This window comes from Nonomuraea sp. CA-143628 (assembly GCF_050942315.1).
Lineage (GTDB): Bacteria > Actinomycetota > Actinomycetes > Streptosporangiales > Streptosporangiaceae > Nonomuraea.
Genome location: NZ_CP192072.1, coordinates 6601980 through 6622511, shown reverse-complemented (window position 1 = coordinate 6622511; position 20532 = coordinate 6601980). Strand labels below are relative to the sequence as shown.

The 20532-nt window shown below is 70.1% G+C and carries 23 protein-coding genes; 15 read left to right on the top strand and 8 right to left on the bottom strand.

Annotation, left to right across the window (positions count from 1 at the left end; all coding sequences use genetic code 11):
• Nucleotides 1–37 precede the first annotated feature (37 nt).
• Nucleotides 38–670 carry a TetR/AcrR family transcriptional regulator C-terminal domain-containing protein gene (locus tag ACQP2T_RS30360; protein ID WP_433519468.1) on the top strand — a complete coding sequence of 211 codons (633 nt, stop codon included), beginning with the start codon at nt 38–40 and terminating at the stop codon, nt 668–670.
• A gap of 188 nt (nt 671–858) precedes the next feature.
• Here ACQP2T_RS30360 and ACQP2T_RS30355 read toward each other — a convergent pair whose 3' ends face one another.
• The gene (locus ACQP2T_RS30355; protein WP_433519467.1) at nt 859–990 is read right to left on the bottom strand and encodes a hypothetical protein; all 132 of its coding nucleotides are present in this window, start codon (nt 988–990) and stop codon (nt 859–861) included.
• Nucleotides 991–1095: 105 nt separating this feature from the next.
• Nucleotides 1096–1851, bottom strand: a complete 756-nt coding sequence (locus ACQP2T_RS30350) for a DinB family protein (protein ID WP_433519466.1) — start codon at nt 1849–1851, stop codon at nt 1096–1098.
• A gap of 139 nt (nt 1852–1990) precedes the next feature.
• On the opposite strand from ACQP2T_RS30350, the gene ACQP2T_RS30345 reads away from it, so the two are divergent.
• The 3 genes from ACQP2T_RS30345 to ACQP2T_RS30335 all read left to right on the top strand — a co-directional run bounded on the left by ACQP2T_RS30345 (nt 1991) and on the right by ACQP2T_RS30335 (nt 3694).
• Nucleotides 1991–2170, top strand: a complete 180-nt coding sequence (locus tag ACQP2T_RS30345) for a hypothetical protein (protein WP_433519465.1) — start codon at nt 1991–1993, stop codon at nt 2168–2170.
• A gap of 45 nt (nt 2171–2215) precedes the next feature.
• On the top strand, nt 2216–2692 hold the full coding sequence (locus ACQP2T_RS30340; RefSeq protein ID WP_433519464.1) for a DUF1877 family protein: 477 nt from the start codon (nt 2216–2218) through the stop codon (nt 2690–2692).
• Nucleotides 2693–2923: 231 nt separating this feature from the next.
• On the top strand, nt 2924–3694 hold the full coding sequence (locus ACQP2T_RS30335; protein WP_433519463.1) for a hypothetical protein: 771 nt from the start codon (nt 2924–2926) through the stop codon (nt 3692–3694).
• A gap of 105 nt (nt 3695–3799) precedes the next feature.
• Here the strand turns inward: ACQP2T_RS30335 and ACQP2T_RS30330 are convergent, their stop codons facing one another.
• A complete protein-coding gene (locus ACQP2T_RS30330) occupies nt 3800–4747 on the bottom strand; it encodes an NAD(P)-dependent alcohol dehydrogenase (RefSeq protein WP_433519462.1) in 948 nt (315 codons plus the stop codon).
• A 169-nt stretch (nt 4748–4916) separates the two neighbouring features.
• Here ACQP2T_RS30330 and ACQP2T_RS30325 point away from each other — a divergent pair, with 169 nt between their 5' ends.
• Entirely contained in the window at nt 4917–5540 is a 624-nt protein-coding gene (locus tag ACQP2T_RS30325; protein WP_433519461.1) for a TetR/AcrR family transcriptional regulator, read from the top strand.
• Between the two features lie 35 nt (nt 5541–5575).
• On the opposite strand, the gene ACQP2T_RS30320 is transcribed toward ACQP2T_RS30325, so the two are convergent.
• On the bottom strand, nt 5576–6526 hold the full coding sequence (locus tag ACQP2T_RS30320; protein ID WP_433519460.1) for a LysR family transcriptional regulator: 951 nt from the start codon (nt 6524–6526) through the stop codon (nt 5576–5578).
• Nucleotides 6527–6636: 110 nt separating this feature from the next.
• On the opposite strand from ACQP2T_RS30320, the gene ACQP2T_RS30315 reads away from it, so the two are divergent.
• From ACQP2T_RS30315 to ACQP2T_RS30280, 8 genes are all read left to right on the top strand, one after another.
• Complete coding sequence (locus tag ACQP2T_RS30315) at nt 6637–7260, top strand: LysE family translocator (protein ID WP_433519459.1); 624 nt, start codon at nt 6637–6639, stop codon at nt 7258–7260.
• 47 nt (nt 7261–7307) lie between these two features.
• Nucleotides 7308–9572 carry a GAF domain-containing sensor histidine kinase gene (locus ACQP2T_RS30310; protein ID WP_433519458.1) on the top strand — a complete coding sequence of 755 codons (2265 nt, stop codon included), beginning with the start codon at nt 7308–7310 and terminating at the stop codon, nt 9570–9572.
• A complete protein-coding gene (locus ACQP2T_RS30305; RefSeq protein ID WP_433519457.1) occupies nt 9569–10216 on the top strand; it encodes a response regulator in 648 nt (215 codons plus the stop codon). The genes ACQP2T_RS30310 and ACQP2T_RS30305 overlap by 4 nt, the downstream gene beginning before the upstream one ends.
• Before the next feature lie 126 nt (nt 10217–10342).
• On the top strand, nt 10343–10801 hold the full coding sequence (locus ACQP2T_RS30300) for a DUF6294 family protein (RefSeq protein ID WP_433519456.1): 459 nt from the start codon (nt 10343–10345) through the stop codon (nt 10799–10801).
• Between the two features lie 28 nt (nt 10802–10829).
• Nucleotides 10830–11348, top strand: coding sequence for a hypothetical protein (locus ACQP2T_RS30295; protein ID WP_433519455.1), 519 nt, complete (start codon nt 10830–10832; stop codon nt 11346–11348).
• A gap of 28 nt (nt 11349–11376) precedes the next feature.
• On the top strand, nt 11377–11604 hold the full coding sequence (locus tag ACQP2T_RS30290) for a hypothetical protein (RefSeq protein WP_433519454.1): 228 nt from the start codon (nt 11377–11379) through the stop codon (nt 11602–11604).
• Nucleotides 11605–11747: 143 nt separating this feature from the next.
• Nucleotides 11748–12200, top strand: coding sequence for an SDR family oxidoreductase (locus tag ACQP2T_RS30285; protein ID WP_433519453.1), 453 nt, complete (start codon nt 11748–11750; stop codon nt 12198–12200).
• 33 nt (nt 12201–12233) lie between these two features.
• Nucleotides 12234–12464, top strand: coding sequence for a hypothetical protein (locus tag ACQP2T_RS30280; RefSeq protein ID WP_433519452.1), 231 nt, complete (start codon nt 12234–12236; stop codon nt 12462–12464).
• Nucleotides 12465–12559: 95 nt separating this feature from the next.
• Here the strand turns inward: ACQP2T_RS30280 and ACQP2T_RS30275 are convergent, their stop codons facing one another.
• From ACQP2T_RS30275 to ACQP2T_RS30265, 3 genes are all read right to left on the bottom strand, one after another.
• Entirely contained in the window at nt 12560–13072 is a 513-nt protein-coding gene (locus tag ACQP2T_RS30275; RefSeq protein ID WP_433519451.1) for a peroxiredoxin family protein, read from the bottom strand.
• Nucleotides 13073–13170: 98 nt separating this feature from the next.
• A complete protein-coding gene (locus ACQP2T_RS30270) occupies nt 13171–13329 on the bottom strand; it encodes a hypothetical protein (protein ID WP_433519450.1) in 159 nt (52 codons plus the stop codon).
• Between the two features lie 254 nt (nt 13330–13583).
• On the bottom strand, nt 13584–16808 hold the full coding sequence (locus ACQP2T_RS30265; protein WP_433519449.1) for a BTAD domain-containing putative transcriptional regulator: 3225 nt from the start codon (nt 16806–16808) through the stop codon (nt 13584–13586).
• A 124-nt stretch (nt 16809–16932) separates the two neighbouring features.
• Here ACQP2T_RS30265 and ACQP2T_RS30260 point away from each other — a divergent pair, with 124 nt between their 5' ends.
• Complete coding sequence (locus ACQP2T_RS30260) at nt 16933–18030, top strand: HesA/MoeB/ThiF family protein (RefSeq protein WP_433519448.1); 1098 nt, start codon at nt 16933–16935, stop codon at nt 18028–18030.
• A gap of 169 nt (nt 18031–18199) precedes the next feature.
• Nucleotides 18200–19396, top strand: coding sequence for a hypothetical protein (locus ACQP2T_RS30255; protein ID WP_433519447.1), 1197 nt, complete (start codon nt 18200–18202; stop codon nt 19394–19396).
• Between the two features lie 138 nt (nt 19397–19534).
• On the opposite strand, the gene ACQP2T_RS30250 is transcribed toward ACQP2T_RS30255, so the two are convergent.
• On the bottom strand, nt 19535–20149 hold the full coding sequence (locus ACQP2T_RS30250) for an MBL fold metallo-hydrolase (RefSeq protein ID WP_433519446.1): 615 nt from the start codon (nt 20147–20149) through the stop codon (nt 19535–19537).
• Nucleotides 20150–20532: the final 383 nt, after the last annotated feature.

The following is a 20532-nucleotide window of genomic DNA, read 5'->3' as shown; positions in this document are numbered from 1 at the left end:
TCTATCACTGATAGACTCCGGAAGGGAGGTGCCGGAATTGGCTTTGGACAAGCAGCGGATCGTCACCGAGGCCGTCGCGCTACTGGACGCAGAGGGTCTCGACGGCGTGACCACGCGCAAACTGGCCGCCCGGCTCGGCGTACAGTCGCCGACCCTTTACTGGCACATCCCGAACAAGGCGGCGCTGGTCACCGCGATCGCCGAGGCGATTCTTGAGCAGCAGTTCCCCGAGCCGGCCTCGCCCGCGCCGCAGGAGCGCTGGCCGGAATGGCTGATCGGCCTGGCCGAGCGGCTGCGCCGCGCGCTGCTGGCCCACCCGGACGGAGCCCGGATCATCGCGGCCTCCCAGTTGTCCCTCAAGATGGCCGCCATATCCGAACTGGCGATGAGCACACTGGTCGAACGGGGCGTTCCCCTGCGGCGGGCTCGCCTGATCGTGTTGACGGTGTTGCGCTTCACCGTCGGCTACGTCCTGGAGGAACAGGCCGGCCGCCCCGACGCGGACGCCCTGGACGGCTTCGACATGGCCGCGTACGCCACGGCGTACCCCACCGTGATGGCCGGCGTGACAGAGTATTTCCAGGCCGGCCACAGCGTCGACGATCTGTTCCGCGACTGTCTGGAACAGATCGTCCATGGTCCTGGGGCGCGGTCCGGCCCCACGTCCTGACCGGTCAGCCCTGGCACAAGCGCCCCGAGTCGCCCAACACAGCAAGCCGGCAGCGTCTCTGTTTCACAGGCCCTCGTTACCTGGAGCGCCCTTCCTCCGCGATCCGCCTGCTGGATGTGGTTATCTGCCGCCGTCCACCACGTAGATCACCGGAGGAAGCATGCGGGTGCGACGAGAACGCGCCCTGATCACCGCAGCCACCGCCCGATGGTGATGGCTGAGTCGGTGGTGTGGCGCCCCTCGGCGTGGATCAGGCCCCGGAGCCGGATGAGCTTGCGCTGGTCGGTTATGCGGTCGTCGATGGCGAGGTTGCACGGCAAGGGGCCAGGAACGGTAAGTGGTCCGTCGGGTGGCCCGGTCTCGAGGGCCTCACGGATTTCGCCCGGTCGGACCAGCGCCCCCGGGGCCCGCGCCCTTGCTCCGATTCAGGCACCGGCCTCGAGCACGGCGAGGTCGCGTACCGCATAACGGTGATGCTCGGCCTCTTCCTTGAGCACCACCTTGAGGCAGCGGCGCACGACGTACTCCCGGTCTGGATATGGGCCCGCCGGCTTGCGACCGCACACCCGATCGAGCTCGGCCTCGGTGAGCCCGTCGACGACACGCCGCATCGTGGCCATGCGGGCCAGCCGCGGCGCGAGTACCTCGTCGAGCGTCGGCGTGGCTTCGAGGGTGAGCCCGAGCTTCGCCGCCGCGTCGGGCGGCATCCCGCCGTAAGGAAGGCCCAACGGGTGGTACGGCGCATCCTCCTCGAGCACGGCATTGCCAAGCCAGGCATCGCCGGCCATCAGCAGGTGCCGTTGGGTCTCGACGAACGACCACTCGCCGCTGACCCGCTCGTGCAGCGTGGCCTCGGGCAGGAGCCTGGCGCGGTCGAGCGTCGCCTCCCATCGCGTCTCGATGGCATCCCAAGCAGCCCGATAGTCGTCGGGGGACGTGGCGTCACGCGCCAGCACCCGCGTGGGATGCCGCCGGTCGAGCTCGGCCTCGACGTAGGCGGTCACGTCGACGTCGTTGACAACGACACGCTCGAAGTCGCCACCGAGGTAGATGTCGCCCCCATAGCAGTCCACGATCTTCAGGCCGCTGACCTCGCAATCGCGAATCTCAAGGCCGGCAAGGTCGCATAGGTGGATGCGGGCATCACGGAACTGGTCACTCTGGGCGTACTCAGCGGGCATCGAGGCAGTTTCCCGCATCCGTCCCGCCTGCGCCAGTGGGCGCACAGCGTGAGGGTTCTGTCGTACGTCGGGGGACGGCGCCGGGCTGTGAGACGACGAACGCGGGTGGCTCCTCGCGGAGAACACCACTGTCAAGCAGATGGTCCGCCGCCTCACCGACGAAACCCGGATCCTGAACGAACGGCTTCGAGCCGCCCGCGCCAACGCCCGGCTCGCCGACCGACGCATCGCCGAACTCGAAGCTCAGCCGCTCGAACGCCTCGGCTCCCAAGCGGGCGGCCGCGAAACCCTGGCGCATGCCGCGGCGCACGAAAAGTGAGGAACCTCCAGCCGAGGATGGGCTGGGATGGGGAGGGCAGCGCAGATGAAGAGCCTCGAACTGGTGATCGTAAGATCTACGTATATATGCTCTTCGCCGAAGACCAAGTCACGGTACACGAGGGAGGCGACCGTGGGGGTCTGCATCTACATCGACGTCGTCAGGGACGGAAAGAAGCTTGGTAGCTGCGACCTCGACAGCAGCGCGTACCACCTTCGCGTGGGGCTGGAGGCGCTGGGGCTCGACGGCGACGAGATCGTTCACGGGGTGGGGGGTCCGGACGGCGTCGACGCCGAGGGGTCGGAGGAAGGATTCGTGGGCCGACTCGCCCCCGAACAGGTCAAAGCCTTCTGGGAGCGTCTTTCGCCCATCACTGTCGAGCAGTTCATGACGGGCCTGAGGACGACCGAGAACGTCAATGGCGATGACGAGGAGTACGTCACGCTGTACTTCGCCGACCTCAAGGAGACGTACAGCGCGGCCGTTCACGCGGACGCGGGTATGACGATGTCCTGGTACTGACGGCCCGCGCTGCGTGATCGGCCGCGACGGCAACGGGAAGGACGGTGCCCTCACGGGCCCGGGACAAGGAGCATGTTGAGACCTCGACGCTCGCTCTGCACCTGCTCCAGGTCGAGTCTTGTGTACATCGACTCCCTACCGGCCTGGGTGAAGAAGCTCACGGACGAGGACCTGAGTACCGCGCTCGGACAAGTCCCCTAATCTGGGCAAAAACTCCTAAGGTCCTGTGGCATGACCCTTGTTGAACATCACCTGGAAAGTGTTCGAGGCGCCGCCCAGGCGGGGGACTTCGAGGCCGCGCGCGAATACGGCAGGCTCCTCAGTCTTCTCCCGGCCGAGATGGAGGAGGCCGATGACGAGTGGCCGTGCGTGTGGTGGTTTCGTGCCGCGCTGGAAGGGCGGCCTGAGGATCACGAGGCTGCTGTCTTGCTGGCCGCCCGCCTTACTGGTGACGCCGATGCCCTCGCCTACGCCTACGGGCTCGACGACGAGGAGAGCGAGGGCGACGAGGACGAGGAGGGTAGCTGGGCCAGGAGGAACTGCGAGCGGATGCGAAAAGAGGCGCAGCGGCTCTACGAGCAAGTGTTACGAGCGGACCCCGCGCATCCGGGCGCTCGCAGCGGGTTGGCCGCTTTCGAGGGGGCGCCCTTTCCGGTGGCTCCCTACAGCCACTACTTGGTCCAAGGGGAGTACTGGAGCGGCACGGTCGGATGCCGTGAACAGCTCGTCGTCAGTGACGCCGAAGAACTGCGGTGGGCATGCGATCACTGGTTCGCTGATATCGCCGGTCTCGGCGCCTACCATCTGTCGGTGTACGCCTCGGGTGAGCGGCTGAGCCAGGCAAGCCTGGAACCACTGGTCCGGACGGCTGATGGGTCTTTGGACTGGTCGGTGATCACCATCCCGCCGCTTCCCGGGGAACCTCTGCCTCACGGCCATCCCGCACTGCTGCACAACGGCCATATCGCACACTATGGCTGGTACTCCCTCGACCTTGGATGATCAAGTCGGCCGGTGCCGACACTCAACCCAGCGATCACGAACCCGCAGCGGAGCTTGCGCGGTCGCGTGGGGGTCATGAACAACAGTGAGCGGGAGTGTCTCCCCTCAGCTGATCTGGATGACGTGCTTGCCGCGCACGCCACCGGCCTCCAGGGCCCGGTGGGCATCGGCGATCCGGTCGAGAGGGTGGACGGTGTCCACGACGGGGACGATGTCGCCGCGCTCGGCGTAACGGGTGATCTGGGCCAGCAGTTCGGTGCCGGGGTTGCCGCTGAAGATGCGGATGCGTCTGCTCCCGTGGATGGTCGAGGCGAGGATGGAGGCGAGGCCGGCCAGAGGCCTGGTGAAGTCGAAGGTGATGGCGACCATGCGCCCGCCGGGTGCCAGCAGGCGGCGCAAGCGGGACTGCTGCGTGCCGGCGGTGTCGACGATGACGTCGAAACGGCCCAGCTCGGACAGGCGGGTCGTACGGTAGTCGAGTGCTTCGTCGGCGCCCAGGCCGCGGACGAAGTCGAGGTTTCTCGCGCCCGCGAGAGCGACGACGTGGGCACCGAAGAGCTTGCCGATCTGCACCACGACGCTGTCCACGCCGCCGCTGCCCCCGCGCACCAGGAGCCGCTCACCGGGTTTGACGGCGGCCTTGTCGCGCAGGGCAGTGACTGCTGTGGCCCCGCCGGCGAGCAGTGAGATGGCCTGCACCGGGGTGAGGTTGTCCGGAGCGGGGGCGATCTGGCGGGGGCGCACGACGACGTGCTCGGCCATGCTGCCGGTCTTGCGCCCGAGCAGCCCCCACACCCGGTCCCCTTCACCTACTCCGGTGACCGACGAACCGACTTCGGCGACCTCCCCGGCGAAGTCGATTCCGCTCGCCTTGGGGAAGGTGCGGCCAGTGACCAGGCGCGTTCTCCCGGCCCGGTCGAGCAGCTCGCCGCCGTTGACGCTGGCGGCGTGCACCCGCACCAGCACCTCCTCGGGCGCGGGGGCCGGCGTCGGCCGCTTGCCCACGTAGAGGACCTCCGGGGGGCCGTATCGGTCGAAGAGGGCTGCGCGCATGTCGCTCATGATCTTGTCCTGTGTCGCGTTTCGGAGCCGCGGAGGCGCTGTGTACGCCCGCTGGTACGCTCACGCTAACCCCGTAAGTGGATGACATCGTCCATTTAGTGTGAAGTGAGAGACATTGCCTGCTCAGCCATCTCACAAGCCGTTCGGGCACGTCGGAGATGTGCCCGGCGACGCGGACCCTGTGGGCCTGCGCGCCGATGCCCGGCGCAACCGGGAACGCATCGTCGAAGCCGCGCGCGAGGTGTTCGCGGCCCAGGGCGTTGACGCCCCCATGAGCGCCGTCGCCCGCCGCGCCGGCGTCGGCGTGGCCACCCTCTACCGCCACTTCCCCACCCGCACGGTGCTCGCCACCGCCGCCTTCGCCGAGCAACTCGCGTTGTGCGTGGCAGCCTTCGACGAGGCCCTGGCCGACCCTGATCCCGGGCACGGCCTGTACACACTCCTGGAGGAGGTGTGCACCACACAGGTGACCGACCGCGGCTTCGCCTCCGTGTTCTGGGATCAGTTCCCCGACGCCCTTGATCACGATCGCGAACGCGACTGTGCCCAAGAGGCTCTGGCGCGGCTGGTCCAGCGTGCCCGCGAGAGCGGGCAGCTGCGCGACGACTTCGACCTCGCCGACATCACCCTCCTGTTCCTGGCCAACAGCGGCCTCGCCGGACAGCCGAGAGAAGCCGCCGTCGCGGCCTCCCGGCGCCTGCTGGCCTATCTCTTCCAGGCTTTCCAGGTTCAGCGCCCTGGCTCTCTGCCGCCTCCCGCGGTGATGGGCCCTTCGCTCGCGTAACGACGGCCGTCGGTGCGCGCCGCGTTCATCCGCGGCTACCTCACCGACGTCGAACCGGGAGCCTGCCAGGTGGCGGTGATGTCGCGGGCGACATCACGCAGGAGGTCGATGAGCATGTCCGCGAGTGGTGTGAGGCCGGCGTCGGTCTTGGTCACGGCGTAGAGCCGGCGGTAGGGCCTGGGGTGGGCCAGTTCGCGATGGGTGGTGCCAGGCGCGTGGGTCAGGGCCAGGCGCGAGACCAGGGCCACGGCGATGCCTGTGCCGACGAGAGCCTGGGCGACGTCGTAGGACTCGGTCTCGAACCGCACGGTGGGAGTGAAGCCGGCCTCGCGGGCGGCGTCGTGGAACTGTTCGCGCGCGGCATGGCCGGCCAGGATGGAGACCCACGATTCGTCGCGCAGTTGTTCCAGGTGAAGTTCGGTGTCCGCGGGCTGCCCGGTGGCCAGGGGGTGGTCATCGGGGACGACCACGACCATCGGGTCCAACAGTAGCGAGTGGGCCCGCAGGTGTGGGGGCGGCGTGAGCGGTGTGCCCCAGGACGCGACGATGGCGAGGTCCAGGCGCCCCGCGCTGATCTCCTCCGCTCCGCGTCCGGACACCACGTCCACGACCGAGACGTCGGCGTCCGGATGGCGGTGCCGCAGGGCTGTCAGGGCGGGTGGCAGCAGGTGCAGGGCGGCCGCCTGGAATGTTCCGATCCGCAGGCGGAGCGAGAGGTGGCCGAGCAGTGCGGCCAGTTGCGCCTTGGCCGTCTCCGATGCCTCCTGCACGGTTCGGCCGTGGGAGGCGAGCAGCGCACCGGCCGCGGTGAGCCTCGCTCCGCGAGGACCACGGATGACCAGGGGCACCTGCCAGTCGCGCTCGGCCTTGGCCACCTGCTGGGTGACCGCCGCGGGCGTGAGCCGGAGCGCGTGGGCCGCCGCCGTAAGGGAGCCGTGCCGCTCGATCAACGCGAGAAGCCGCAGCTGTCCCGGATCCACCAGCATTCACCAATCCTAACGCTGGACCCTTCTTCTTTAACTTCTCTTAGGAGTACGGGAGAGGAAGACTCACAGGACACCCATCGGCCGCGATCCCCGGAAGGGGTTCTTTTCCCATGCCCACGCATGTGCCCGTCTTCATCGCCACCACATTGCTGCTGGCGATGCTGCCCGGCGCGAGTCAAGCCCTGATGATCCGGCAGGTTCTGCAAGGCGAGCAACGCACGGTCCGGGGCACGCTCGCGGGCAACGCCACCGGCTTCCTGCTGTGGTCCACAGCCGCCGCGGCCGGACTGTCCGCCGTCCTGCTGGCCAGCCCCACCGCCTACGCGGTGCTCCGGATCGCCGGCGGCATCGTGCTGATGATCCTCGGGGTGAACACGCTACGGACCGCGCTCACCACCGTCCCCGCTCCCCCGCCCGACGAGGGCGGGCGCCGCACCGGCTTCGCGGGCGGATATCTCACCGGCCTGATCACCAATCTCGGCAACCCCAAGGCGGGCGTGTTCGCCGTCTCGGTGCTGCCCCAGTTCGTGACCGCGCAAGGCCCGGTGTTCCTGTCGACCGTCGCCCTGGGAGCCCTGTGGGCGCTCGTCAGCGCCTCCTGGTACACGTTGCTCACCTGGGCCGTCAGCCGAGGGCGCGCCCTGATATCGCGGCCGGCCGTCCTGCGGGGACTCAGCGTGACCACCGGCGTCGTCCTGCTGGGGCTGGGCGCCGCGGTGACAGCGGGCCTCTGAGGGCCGGACCGGTGGTTTCGGGACCGGTTGTCGGTGAGGATGGGGGTGTGTCCGCGCGGCTGTCGTGGTTGGCTTCGGTGCGACGCTCGCGCAGGGTTCCGGCCGGGGTCGCGATCGTCCTGGTGGTGCTGGGCGTCGTCGCGACCGCCGTCTCGCTGGACGCGCCGTCCGACGGCAGCATCGTGCGGCTGGGCTGGTCGACGTGGCGGCTCGACGGCGTCGTGGTGGACGTGCCGGCCGCGCCCTCGGGGCCTGGGCTGCGAACCGGGGACCTGGTGATCGCCGTCGCGGGCAGGCGCCTGGCTGACGGGCTCGGTACCGTCTCCCGTCCCGGTCTGGGCGCGAGCGTCCCGTACGGCGTGGCCGGCCAGGACGAGGCCGTGGCGGTGCGCGTCGATCGGCCCGATCCATACCCGCTGCTCGTGCAGGGCTGGGGCAATCTCGTGTTCGTCCTGGCGCTGGCGGGGCTGGCGGCCGCACTGTACCTGCGCCGGCCCGAGGCGCCCGCGACGGCCCCGCTGCTCGTGCTCGCGGCCGGGCTGCTGGGCAGCACGCTCACCGTCGCCGTCGGGCTGCCCGTACTCGCGCTGGCCACCGGCGGCCCTCAGCTCTGGCTGTTCCACATCAACGCGATCGTGTCGTACTCCATCGGCTGGGGAGCCTTCCTGGCCTTCGTGCTCGCCTTCACGGCCCGCCAGCCTCTGTCGGCCCGCACCCGCAAGACGATCGCCGTCGCCTACGCCGCGCCCCTGGCCGCGATGGCCGCGTGGAGCGGGGTCGCGGCGCTGATGGTGCCTGACACGCTGCGCTGGCTCGGCCTGCTGCACAGCGGTCAGACGGCGCTGGTGGCGCTGGTACTGGTGGCCGGGACGGTCTGGGGCGCGATCAGCTATCGCGGCAACCCCGATCCGCTGATGCGCGGGCGGACGCGCTGGATGCTGGGCGGCGGCGCGGCCACGGCCGCGCTCGGCATCGCGGGCTGGCACCTGCCGGAACTCATCACCGGAACGCAGCCGCTGCCGTGGGGCGCGCTCGGCCTGTCGGGGCTGCCGTTCGTGGCCGGGATCGGCGTCGCGCTGCGCCGCCACCGCCTGTTCAACGTCGAGAGGCTCGCCAACCGCTCGCTGGTGTACGCCACCGTGGTCGCGATCCTGGTCGCCGGATACGCGGCCGTGGTCGCGCTGCTGGTCAGCGTGCTGCGGCTGTCGGGCACCGTGGCCGCCGCGCTCGCCGCGGCCAGTGCGGCGCTCGCGCTGGCGCCGCTGCGCAACGCGGCGCAGAGCACCGTCAACCGGGTGATGTACGGCGACCGCCACGACCCGGAGGGGGCGCTGACCCGCCTCGGGACACGGCTGCAGGCGGTGCTGCTGCCCGCCGAGATGCTACCGGCGATCGTGGAGACCGTGGCCCGGTCGTTACGCGTGCCGTACGTGGCGATCGACCTGGTGGACGGCGCGGGCGAGCGCCACCCGGCGGCCCGGCACGGCGTCGCGGCGGGCCAGGTGCACGCCGAGCCGCTGCGCTACCACGGCACGCTCGTCGGGCTCCTGCTGGTCTCGGCGCGCGGCTCGGACGACCCGCTCGATCCCATCGACCTCAGCCTGATCGCCTCGCTGGCGCAGCAGGTGGGAAGCGCGGTGCAGGCGGCACGGCTGCACGAGGACCTGACCCGCTCCCGCGCCGAAGTGGTGGCCTCGCGGGAGGACGAACGCCGCCGCCTGCGCCGCGACCTGCACGACGGGCTGGGACCGACGCTGGCCGCGATCGGGCTCAAGGCCGCGCTGGCGGCCCGCGCCGTAGCGGATGACTCGGCGGCGCGTTCCCTGCTCGGCGAGATCTCCGCGGAGGCGAGCGCGTCGCTGAGCGACATCCGGCGCCTGGTCGAGGCGCTGCGCCCGCCCGCGCTGGACGAACTGGGCATCGTCGCGGCGGTACGCTCCCGGGCGGCGAGCCTGGCGGGAGCGATGCCGATCGAGGTCATCGGCGAGGAAGGCTTGCCGCCGCTGCCCGCCGCGGTCGAGACGGCGGCCTACCGGATCGCCGTCGAGGCGATCACCAACGCGGTCCGGCACAGCGGCGCGAGCGGCTGCACCGCCGAGATCGCGCTGGCGGCCGGCGGCGTCGAGGTGACGGTACGCGACGACGGCCGCGGCCTCGATCCTGAGCGGCCGCCCGGGGTGGGGCTGCGTTCCATGCGGGAGCGGGCCGCCGAGGTCGGCGGGCAATGGTCGATATGCTCCCTGCCCGAGGGGGGCACCTGTGTGTGCGCCTTCCTGCCGGCGGATCTGGGCGAGTCTGGGAGGGCACGATGATCCGGCTGATCCTTGCCGACGACCACCCCGTGTTCGCCTCGGGCCTGCGGGCCCTGCTCGACTCCGAGCAGGACATGACGGTGCTCGCGGTCGCCGCGACCGGCGAGCAGGCGCTGCGCTCGGCGATCGAGCACCGGCCCGACGTCGCGGTGCTCGACGTCAACATGCCCGGCGGCGACGGGCTCACGGTCACCTCCCGGATGCGGGCCGCCGGCCTGCCCACGCGTGCGCTGATCCTGACGATGTACGACGACGACGAGAACGTCCTGGCCGCCCTGCGGGCCGGCGCCCACGGCTACGCGCTCAAGGGCGCCGGCCCCGAGGAGATCACGGCCACGGTCCGCGCCATCGCCCGCGGCGAGGCCGTCTTCGGCGCCGGCGTGGCGACGCGGCTGCTCGCGCACTTCTCCAAGACCGTCGTGGCCTCCCCGTTCCCGCAGCTCACCGAGCGGGAACATGAGGTGCTCGGGCTGGTCGCGCGGGGCCTGGACAACACGGCTATCGCGCGGCGCCTCGGCGTGAGCGGCAAGACCGTGCGCAACCACGTCTCGAACGTACTGACCAAGTTGCAGCTGGCCGACCGGCCCGCGGCGATCGTACGGGCCCGCGAGGCGGGACTCGGCGGAGCGCCCGAATCCCGCTGAAGACCGCTTTCGCCCGGGAACAACCTCCCGGATCGGCTGGGACACGGGACCCATGACGACGGGACGCGCTACCGCCCACCCTGAGGGTGACTGATCGACGAGCCACCTTCAGGAAAGGACGATCCCATGCGCGGGACCCGCAGGACGCTGGGCGCCATATCGACCGCCGCGACCCTGGTCGCGGGGCTGACCTTCGCCACCACCGCGACCGCCCACGCGCAGGGCACCACCGCCCTGGCCACCAAGACCTTCTCCTTCGGAACGATGCGGGCGGGCGACTGCACGATGTTCTCGGGTGCCCGATGGACCTTGACCTCCACCGGCAAGGCCTCCTTCGACGGCACGGTCACCAGCAGTGATGACGACGACGCCTGGCTGATGTGGGCGAAGATCAAGGACGAGAACGGCGCCGTGCTCGGCTGGCTGCGACACACCCGCTCCAACCCCACGAACCTGACGAAGTTCGTCATGAACATGCCCAGCCACGCCGAGCCGTACCGGTGGCTGATCAAGGACACCGAGGCGGAGTTCAACCCGGAGCTGTTCCCGCTCATCAAGCACATGTCGCTGAGCAAGCACTGCTGAGCCCGCACCGCCGGCCCTGACGACGACCATGACAGCGCGGGCGCTCGGCGGGCTGGGGCTGCTGGCCTCGGCGATGCTCTGCCTCGCCGCGACCCTGACCGCATCCGCCGAGGTGCTGTGGGGGGCCGGCGCATGGGCCGGGGTGGCGGCGACCGCGACGGTGTACCGCGACATCGCGCGGCACGCCGGACGGGGGCGGGCCGCCGTCGCACTGGCCCTGCTCGGGGTGGTCGCCTCGGCCTGGATGGTCGAGGCGACGCTGCGGGCCGCCGGCGGGCGGTGGGCCGCGGCGCAGCCCCTCCCGCGGCTCGCCTTGGCCTATGGCGCCGCGGTCGGCATCGCGCTGCTGGCGTACGGGCTCGCCCGCGCCGGACTGGTCCGGCCGGCGGCCGGAGCGGTCATCACGTTCGCCGCTCTGCTCGCGCCGCTCACCGGCGACCCGGGAGCCCCCTACCTCCTGGGTGCCGGGCCCCTCGGCGCCGCTCTGCTCGCCGGCGCGATCCGAACACGCATCCCGGCACGGAGGTCGCAGGACGACCCCGCCTGATCCATACGATACGAAAGGAAAGATCGTCATGACCAACCCGAACTTCTCATCGTGGCAGAGCCAGCAGAACGCCAGCCAGAACGCGGCCAGGGCGGCCCAGTGGGCGCGCCAATCCGCTCAGGACTCGGCGCGGCTGGCGCGCCGGTCCGGCCGGTCGAGCTTCGTCGGCAACGTGATCGCGCTGCTGATCGTCATCGCCGTCCTCGTCGTCGCCGCGCCGTTCGTGCTGGAGATCATCGCCCGCGTCGGCTTCTGAGGCCGGGCAGCACCGACTCGGGACCTGCCTGTCAGAGCGCGGACTACGGGCCGACGCCGTCAGGCCTGGAGGATTTCAGCGCGGGACAGGGCCCGCTTGAGCAGACCCTGCAGCGCGTCCTGCTCGTCCTGCGTCAAGCCGGTGTGCTCGCCACCGTCCGCGCCACGCGCGCGGCCCTGCCCAGCCTGATCGAGCGTCGCGGGGCGATCGTCAACATCTCCTCCACCGTCGCCCGGATGCCTGTGGGCGTCCCGGCCAGCTACAGCGCCGTCAAGGCGGCGGTCACCGCGCTCGGCAAATCCCTGGCCGAGGAGTTCGGCCCCCAGGGCGTGCGCGTGAACACCGTCTCCCCTGGCCTGGTCCGCACCACCGTCTACGAGGACCCCGACGGCCCGGTCGCCCAGCTGGCCGCGGCAGCAGGCGTCGGCCTCGCCGACTTCGTCCAGCAGATCGCGAAGGCCCAGAACATCACGACCGGCCGCATGAGCGAAGCCGAGGAGGTCGCGGCCCTGGTCGCATTCCTGCTGTCCGACGTGGCCGGCAACATCACCGGCGCCGACTACGTCATCGACGGCGGCACCATCAAGACGGCCTGAACCAGCCCCGGCCTCGTTGTTACGACGTTCACCGTGACCCCGCAAGGCGAGCAGGCGATGGTGAACATCACCTCCAGTTTTGCCGGCGAGACCGGCGTCGCCGGCTTCGTCGTGCGGATCATCGCACCGCGCAGGTTGCACCGCGTCTACGTCAAGCCGCTCGGCCGCCACAAAGAGCCGGTCGGTCGCGGCGGCTCCCGCGCGGCGGCCGGTCTGAGCGCGCAGGTAGCGCCCGATATAACCGGCCACCCCTGCCGAGGCTGACCGCCAGGCCAGCGACACGGCCTCCACCGCTGCCGAGACCAGCTCCCGCAGACCGGCCCGGCCGCGGGAGCCCGGCACCTCGGCCTGGCCGCCGCTCATGCCGGCGACGCGACGGGCAGGTCCTCCAGGCGACCGCCCGCGGCGACGACGCGATGATCGGAGCCGAGAAGATAGACCGCCGGCGTCCATGTGTTCTGGAACGCGCCGGCCACCGGGCCGTCGAAGTCCTCCTGGAGCACCCGGGCCACCGGCGTGAGTGCCGCCACCATCTCGGCCTCGTCCCCGGCGAGGACCGCCAGCACGTTCTGCCGTCCCAGGGCACGGGCGTGCGCCACGAACTGGGGAAGGAGTTTGTGGCAGGGTTCGCATCCGGCGGAGAAGAACCCGACCAGTCCGGCGACCGAGTCGTGGGACACCGGCTCACCGTCGACGGTGACCGCGGCGAACTCGCCGATGGGTGAGCCGGGACCCAGCGCGATGGGGGGTCCGGCATGCTGGACGTTTCCCTCGCCCAGCTGTCGTATCCGGCGAACAAGGCTCAGGGTGAGCAGCAGGTTCAACACGCACAGCACGCCGATGAGCACGACAGCGGCGGTCAGGTAGGGCATCAGGGGTTCCTCACGAAGAGATCGACGAGGTCGTCGAAGGAGGCGATCGGTGAGCGGGCGGCGGCCGGCCGCCGCCCGCGGACGCTATGCCGACCGCGTCAGCAGGTGCCGACCCTGACCGTCTGGCACCCCTGGTCGAGGCAGCAAGAACGCAGGTACTTGACCCCGCTCTTGCAGTAGTAGGTGTTGGTGCAGGCGGCTTCCACGCTCACCTTGTGGGCGACGCGCGCAAGCAGACGATCTACGAGACCCATCATGATGTCTCCTCTCCGGCCCTGCGGCCGAAACGATGATGATCACGATGATCTGGACTTCCGAATTACGGCGCAACGGTCGAAATTAAATTCCCGCCCACCGACAAAAGGGGCCAGGTTGCTGATATTTCGGACGAAAAGCAGCGTTCTATGTATGGACCGGAAAGGGGGTTCCATGCGGATCGGGGGCGACCCTCCACGGCGATGGACGAGCCCTCGCGCCTGCCGATAGTGACATCCGTCCAGGTCAAGCCCCTTCACACAGCCTCGGGCCCTTGACCCAGCAGTGCCGCCGACGACGACCGCTCCGGTGCGCCGATGACCGTGAACAACGCATGAGCCCGCCCCCAATGGCGCCGAGCCTCCTCGCGCCCCGCGCCTTTCACGGCATGGCCGAGCGTCATCAGGGCGCGCGCGTACTCCAGCCGCTGCCCGGATCGCCGCGCGTGCTCCAAGGCCTGCTCACACGCCCGCACGCACTGCTCGACCTCGCCCGCTGCCAAATCGATCACGGCGAGCAGACCGTGCAACCGTGGCAGATTCAGAAGATTGGACGTCAGCGCCAGCTTCAGCGACCGCTCCGCCTCCTCCCGCGCGGCCGCGTACCTGCCCTGGCGGCAATGGAACTCCGCACGCCCGAGCAACACCTCGTCCAGATCGATGCCCGTGTGCTCGGCGAGATCCAGCGCGGCGTCGAGGCGGACGAGCGCGCTGTCGGCTCCGCCGAGCTCCACCTCCGCCGCCGCCATGCCGGTCAGCGAGGCGATCTGGCACCGGCGGTTGCCGATCTCTTCGGCGATGGCCAGACTCCGGCCGAAGACATCGATCGCCCGCTCGTAGTAGCCGACCTCGCGATGCACCGCGCCGAACGTCTCATACGTCACCGCCTCGGCGTACCGCAAACCGTCGGCCTGGGCCAGGGCCAGCGCTTCCTCCAGGGACTCCAGCGCCTCAGGGAAGCGGGCCTGCCTCCTGCGCACGAGGGCCTGGTTGACCAGCGTCAGCGTCTGCAGATGCCGATCGCCGGACTCCCTGGCCAGAGGCAGGCAGGCCCGCAGGCACTCCTCCGCGAGGTCCAGCCGGGCGAGGATGAGGTAGGCAGAGGCCAGGTTGTTCAGCCCGCCCGTCTCACCGCGCACCGACCCGAGCACGTGATGGATCTCCACCGACCGCCGATACCGCGCAATGGCCTGGTGCGGCTCCCCCTGCTGCTTGAGCACCACGCCGCAGCCTTGCAGCGCCCTGGCCTCACCCAGCGCCCAGCCCGCCCGGCGCGACAACGCCAGCGCCTGCTCGTAATGATCCATGGCACTGCTGAGGTCGGCCATCCGCCACCGGGCCAGTCCGAGCGAGTGATGCATCGCCGCCTGCCCCCTCAGGTGCTGCTCGTCCTCGGCGGCGCCCAGCGCCATCCGCGCCAGACGCAGCCACTCCCCCCGCGCCCGCCGGTGATGCAGGATGTCCGTCAGAGCTTCGACCAGCAGCCACGCGTACGGCCGCGGCCCGTGCGCGGCCGCATACGACACGGCCGCCGCCAGGTTGTCCCACTCGGTGTCAAGCCAGTCGAGGGCGTCCGCCGCGGCGTCGAAGACCGTCGGAACGACATCCGGCTGAGCCTCGTCATAGGCGAGCTCCGCCACTTCGAAACCGGCCACCGCGCTAGCGCCGATGACCGTGCGCAGGTAGTAGTCGAGCAGCCGCTGGACGGCGGCCCACCGCTCGCTCGCGGAATCCTCGGCCAGACTGCGCTGCGCGGCGTACTCCAGCACCAGGTCATGAGCGGCGAAACGGTGCGGCCCCGTTTCCTTGATCAGGTGAATCCGCGCCACCGTAGCCAGAAGATCCTCCGCGCGGTCGTGGCCGGTCCCCATCAGGGCGGCCGCCGCAGCGGGTGAGATGCCGCCGCCCCGCGCCAGGCTGAGCAGGCGGAACATGCGCTGCGCCGCCGGCGGCAGCGCCTTGTGCGACAGGTCGAGAGCCGCCTGCACGGCCACACTCTCATCGCCCTCCACACGCAACCTCACCAGCCGCCCCCGGTCCGCGAGCTGATGAACGTAATGGCCGATCAACCGGTGCCCATGGTCGCCGATCCAGGACACCGCTATGGACAAGGCCAGTGGCAGCCGGCCACAGAGCGTCACAAGCTCCTCGGCGGCCTCCGGCTCCCGCAGCAGGCGATCCTCGCCGATGCCCTGGGCCAGCAGCTGGCGCGCCTCCCCACGGTCCAGCACGTCCAATGTGAGGCGCTCGATCCCGTCCACGGCCACCAAACCGCCCAGCCGGTTACGGCTCGTGATGACGGCCCGGCAACCAGGATCCCCAGGCAGCAACGCGCGTACCTGCTCCGGGTCGGCCACATCGTCCAGGACCACCAGCACGCGCCGTCCCGCCAGAAGCGAGCGGTAAAGCGCGATCTGAGCGTCCAGCTCGACCGGTATGTCCTTCGCCGCCGCGCCAAGCCCCTGCAAGAGCAGCTGCAACGCCTCAGGCAAGGACATCGGCTCCCGCTGGTCGAAACCCCGCATATCCAGGAACAACTGCCCGTCGGGGAAGAGATCGCTCGAACGATGCGCCCACCGGATCGCCAGCGCGCTCTTCCCCACCCCCGCGGGGCCGACCACAAGCGTCACCCGACCGGCGTCCATACGCTGGAACTCCGCGGATCGGCCCGCGAAACGGCTGGTGACGGGCGGCAGCTGGCGCGGCACGGGCGCCGACCTGGCCGCCTCGGCCTCCGGCGCCTCCTCCAGCAGGCTCTGATGAAACCGCTGCAGCTCTCCGCTCGGCTCCACCCCGACCTCGCCCACGAGCCGCGCCCGGAAGTCCCGATAGACCGCCAGAGCGTCGGGAAGGCGCCCGTCATCGCGCAGCGCCCGCATGAACAACACGTGGGGCCGCTCCCGAAGCGGCTGTTCGGTGAGCAGCCGCGTCAGGTCGGGAATGGCCGCCCGGCTCCGCCCCATCCCCAGCAGCGCCGCGGCATGGCCCTCAGCCGCCTCACATCTGAGCTCCTCAAGCCGATAGCGCTCCGCATGAGCGACAGGGTCGGTCACATCGGCGAAAGGGTCACCCCGCCACAGCGCCAGAGCCCGGTCGTACAGATCCAGCGCGACCTGGTGCCGATCCTCCCCAGCGGCCTGCCGCGCACTCTCCACCAGGCAGGCGAACTCCTCGGCATCCACCGCGGCCGCCCCGGCGGCGATCATGTATCCCGGGCTCCGGGTGAGAACGACATCCCGCCCACGGGGACCGAGCGCCCGCCGGAGCTCGGCGATCAGCGCGCGCAGCCGCGCCGAAGCCGAGGGCGGCAGATCATCGCCCCAAACGCGGTCGGCCAGCCGCTCCACCGACACCACACCACCGGCATCCAGCAGCAGAGCCGACAACAGCGCCCGCTGCCGGCCGGTCAGATGAACAGCCCGGCCCTCGACCGTGATCTCCAGAGGACCGAGCAGAAGGAACCGGACACCGGACAAGATCACGGTCCGAGGCTAGTCCACCCCTCCGACAGGGGCAATTTGCTCACGTGCCAGATCCATGCGGCGTCCATGCGCCCGGCTGCCACGGTGTTGCCATATCCCATCTCAGAGATTGGCTGATGCGCCGATGAGGCCACAACTCAAAGGCATCTCCTGGGAGCGGGTCGGGGATGAGCTGCGGCTGGTCTATGACCCACGCGACCAGCTGCTCCTGACCGACCCCGACGGGACCGTGGAAAAACTCGTGCTCCTGCTCAGCGAGGGCGGCAGAACCGTCGCCGAGATCGCGGACGAGCTGTCGCTGGACCTGGCCGACGTACGAGAGGCCGTCGCGGCGTTCGACGCCGAGCGGCTACTGGAAGACGGCGACCGCCTCGACCGGCTGAAGCCCGCCGAGAACGAGCGATACTTCAGCAACCTGGCCTTCTTCGAGTCCTTCAGCACCCTTGACCACAGCCGCGAAGACCTGCAGCAGCGCCTACGCGAGTCGCACGTCCTGGTGCTGGGCACCGGCGGCCTCAACTCCAACACCATCCCGCACCTGGCCGGGCTCGGCGTCGGCGCGATGACCCTGCTCGACCGGGACACCGTGGAACCGCGCAACTTCGCCCGGCAATACCTCTACCGCACCGACGACATCGGCGCACGCAAGGTCGAACGCGCCGCGGCATGGGTGCGGGCCTTCGACCCCGCCATACAGGTCGAGTGGGTCGAGGCCGATGTCACCGGACCGGAGCAGCTCGTCGAGCTCATCCGCCAGGTCCGGCCCGACGTGGTCGCCTCCGGCATCGACCGGCCGAACATGATCGACCTGTGGGTCAACGAGGCGTGCGTACGCAACGGCGTGCCGTTCGTCCGCGGCGGCATGTCCGTCACCACCGGCACGGTCTGGTCGGTGAACCCGGGCCTCAGCGCGTGCCGCGCCTGCGTACCGGCCGATCCCTCGAACCCGGCCGGCTACCCCGACCCCGACGATCCGGCCATCGCCGGCGCCATCGCCGCCACCCGCCTGTTCGTCAGCAAGCCACGGCCCAACCGCGGAATCGGACCGGTCGCCGGTCTGCTGGGAGCGCTGGGCGCCTTCGAGGTGCTGCGCTATCTGACCGGCTTCGAGCCACCGGCATACGCCGGTCGGCCACTCGACATCGACTTCGCGCATGGCTGCGCGACCAGTCAGGTCGAGTGGCCACGTGATCCAGCCTGTACGACATGCGGAGGGAGGTGATCAACCATGAAGATCGAGATCGTGCGCGTCGAGAACGCCCGCCTCACCCAGAACGGCACCGACTCCTAAGAACCGGTGCCGTTGGGGGGCCGCACTCCTGCCCGATCGGAGTGCGGCCCCTCCCGCTTCCTGCCGACCCAGTCGAGAAGCCCCAGGAGAGAACAGAACAATGACCACGCCCCTGGATGAGCAACTGCGCGAGCGGGCCGCCCGGCTGACGATCGCCTTCGACGGCGAGGCATGGATTCTCGGCCGACCCGAGCTGGGCGTCTTCGTCGCGGTGCCGGAACCGGGCGCGGTCTTCGTCACCGCACTCCAGGAGACCGGCTCGCTCGACCAGGCCACCGCGCGGGCCAGCCAGATCGCGGGCGAACAGGTCAACGGCACGGACTTCGTCGACGGACTCACCGCCGCGGGACTGCTCGACCCACCAGCCGAAGCGGGCGGAACGCGCGGGCAGATCAAATGGATCGAAGGAGTCAGTACCCGATCGGCGGCCCGGCTGTTCGGGCCCATCGCCTGGTCGTGCTACGCGGCCGCCGCGCTCTTCTCCGCCTCCCTCCTGGTGATCCGCCCCGATCTGCGCCCCTCCTGGGAGGACGCCTGGTTCCTGCCCAGCCCCGGCCTGTCCGCGTTCGGCTGGCTGCTGATCGGCATCGCGTTCGGCGCCGTGCACGAGGCGTGGCACTGGCTCGCGGGACGAGCTCTCGGCGTGCCGGCGATCTTCCGGGTCAGCTATCGGGGCATTTACCTCGTCTTCGAGACCGATCTCACCCAGATCGTCACGGTCCCGCGCAGCCGCCGCCACGGCGTCTACCTGGCCGGAATGGCCATCGACACCGTGATACTGGCCGCCGCGCTGGCACTGCGGCTGCTCGACCCACCCGGGGTCCTCGGCGATCTCCTCGCCGTCGTGGTGCTCTCCCAGATCTTCGGCATCGCCTGGCAGTGGGCCGCCCTGCCACTGCGCAGCGACTCCTACGCTCTGCTCGCCAACGCGCTGCGGTGCCACAACCTCTACCGGACGACCTGGCTGACCGCCAAGTCCATACTGTTCCGGCTCACCCAGGCCGAGACGACCGAGCTGTCGGAGACGAGCGCGCGTGATCGCCGAGTCGCCCGGTGGTTCGTGGTGCCGTACGTCGCGGGGATCGCGGGCATGGTCTGGATATTCGTCACGGGCGTGCTGCCGCTGGCCGTCTCGCTCGGGCGCTGGGCCCTGACGCAGCTCGGTGGCAGCGCGATCGGCTCGGCGGGGTTCTGGCAGGCGCTCGCCGTGGCCGCGTACCTGATCGTGCAGCTGGGTCTGCCGCCGCTGCTGGCTCTGCGCGAGCGCCGTCTGCGCCGGGCCGGCGAACTCCTCTGAGGGGGTCACCCCCACATTGAGATGATCTTGAAAAGCGTGAGCGGGTGGGTTTCATGAAGCGGTGAACCTCGAGCGGATCGAGGCGTTGCTGGGTGGTCGGGCCGGACGGTACGAGTGATCTGGACCGGCCGCATCACTCTAGAGATCGACTGAATCGCCCACCGGGATGCGCGCGTAGTCGGTCTCTTCCTCAAGCCACGCGTCGAAGTATTCCAGGCCGACCTCGCTGAGCTGGATGTCGTGGATCGGGAACGCGCGGGCCGGCTGGACGTCTCGGACGAAGGTGATGGCCTCGCCGATCTTCAGCCAGGGGCCGGCCGCCGGGACCAGCAGGGTGTCGACCTCGTCGGTGGGGACGAACAGGGAGTCTCCCGGGTGGTAGAGGCCGTCCACGATGAACCCGAGGTTCGGGCAGCCGGGCAGTCCGTCGATGACCTCAGCGTGCACGCCGCCCACGGCCTTCACGCTGAAGCCCGCGGCGGCGAAGGTCTCGCCCGCGGCGAGCGCGACCGCTCCGTCGCCGAGTTCGGCGGCCAGCGCCGCATGGGTGTGGACGGTCAGCGCGGGGTTGTCTGCCCGGGCGGCCTTGAGCGCCTCCACGTCGACGTGGTCGGGGTGCTCGTGGGTGACAAGCACGGCCGTGGCTCCGGACAGCGCCCCCGCCGCGTCGGAGAAGGTTCCCGGATCGATCACCAGCACCCGATCGCCGTTCTGGATGCGCACGCAGGCGTGCCCGAAATGCGTGAGTCTCACTGGATCACCCTATCGGCCGGCGTCGGTGGTGTCGGTGCTGCTGGTCCACAGGGGGGTTTCACGGACGAGCCACGCGATGGCGAAGGCGATGACGCACAGTGCCGCGGCACCGATGAGGATGACGTGCAGGCCGCCGGTGACGGCCAGCCGGACCGCGTCGGCCGCCTGGACGGGCAGGGTCGGCAGCAGGGCTGGAGTGAGTTCGCCTTGCGTGGCCAGCCGGTGGGCGGCCCCTGCGCTGCCTGCTGCAGGTGACCACCCGCGTCCGCGAGGTCGCCGACCAGCTCTGCCCGTGACCCTTCGTAAACCCCTCGGGTCTAAATGAGGGTATTTATTCGATTATGTGTTTGGTTTTTTGCTCCGCCCGGACGCCTTTATAAAGT

Bases quoted from the DNA above. Each gene is read 5' to 3' on its own strand.
- ACQP2T_RS30260 (WP_433519448.1), top strand. From the start codon at position 16,933: ATGAGGCCACAACTCAAAGGCATCTCCTGGGAGCGGGTCGGGGATGAG.
- ACQP2T_RS30330 (WP_433519462.1), bottom strand. From the start codon at position 4,747: ATGCGCGCAGCCCTCTTCGACCGATACGGCCCCCCGGAGGTCCTCTAC.
- ACQP2T_RS30275 (WP_433519451.1), bottom strand. From the start codon at position 13,072: ATGCCCTACCTGACCGCCGCTGTCGTGCTCATCGGCGTGCTGTGCGTG.
- ACQP2T_RS30305 (WP_433519457.1), top strand. From the start codon at position 9,569: ATGATCCGGCTGATCCTTGCCGACGACCACCCCGTGTTCGCCTCGGGC.
- ACQP2T_RS30320 (WP_433519460.1), bottom strand. From the start codon at position 6,526: ATGCTGGTGGATCCGGGACAGCTGCGGCTTCTCGCGTTGATCGAGCGG.
- ACQP2T_RS30335 (WP_433519463.1), top strand. From the start codon at position 2,924: ATGACCCTTGTTGAACATCACCTGGAAAGTGTTCGAGGCGCCGCCCAG.
- ACQP2T_RS30270 (WP_433519450.1), bottom strand. From the start codon at position 13,329: ATGATGGGTCTCGTAGATCGTCTGCTTGCGCGCGTCGCCCACAAGGTG.
- ACQP2T_RS30315 (WP_433519459.1), top strand. From the start codon at position 6,637: ATGCCCACGCATGTGCCCGTCTTCATCGCCACCACATTGCTGCTGGCG.
- ACQP2T_RS30255 (WP_433519447.1), top strand. From the start codon at position 18,200: ATGACCACGCCCCTGGATGAGCAACTGCGCGAGCGGGCCGCCCGGCTG.
- ACQP2T_RS30340 (WP_433519464.1), top strand. From the start codon at position 2,216: ATGAAGAGCCTCGAACTGGTGATCGTAAGATCTACGTATATATGCTCT.
- ACQP2T_RS30350 (WP_433519466.1), bottom strand. From the start codon at position 1,851: ATGCCCGCTGAGTACGCCCAGAGTGACCAGTTCCGTGATGCCCGCATC.
- ACQP2T_RS30300 (WP_433519456.1), top strand. From the start codon at position 10,343: ATGCGCGGGACCCGCAGGACGCTGGGCGCCATATCGACCGCCGCGACC.
- ACQP2T_RS30295 (WP_433519455.1), top strand. From the start codon at position 10,830: ATGACAGCGCGGGCGCTCGGCGGGCTGGGGCTGCTGGCCTCGGCGATG.
- ACQP2T_RS30345 (WP_433519465.1), top strand. From the start codon at position 1,991: ATGGTCCGCCGCCTCACCGACGAAACCCGGATCCTGAACGAACGGCTT.
- ACQP2T_RS30290 (WP_433519454.1), top strand. From the start codon at position 11,377: ATGACCAACCCGAACTTCTCATCGTGGCAGAGCCAGCAGAACGCCAGC.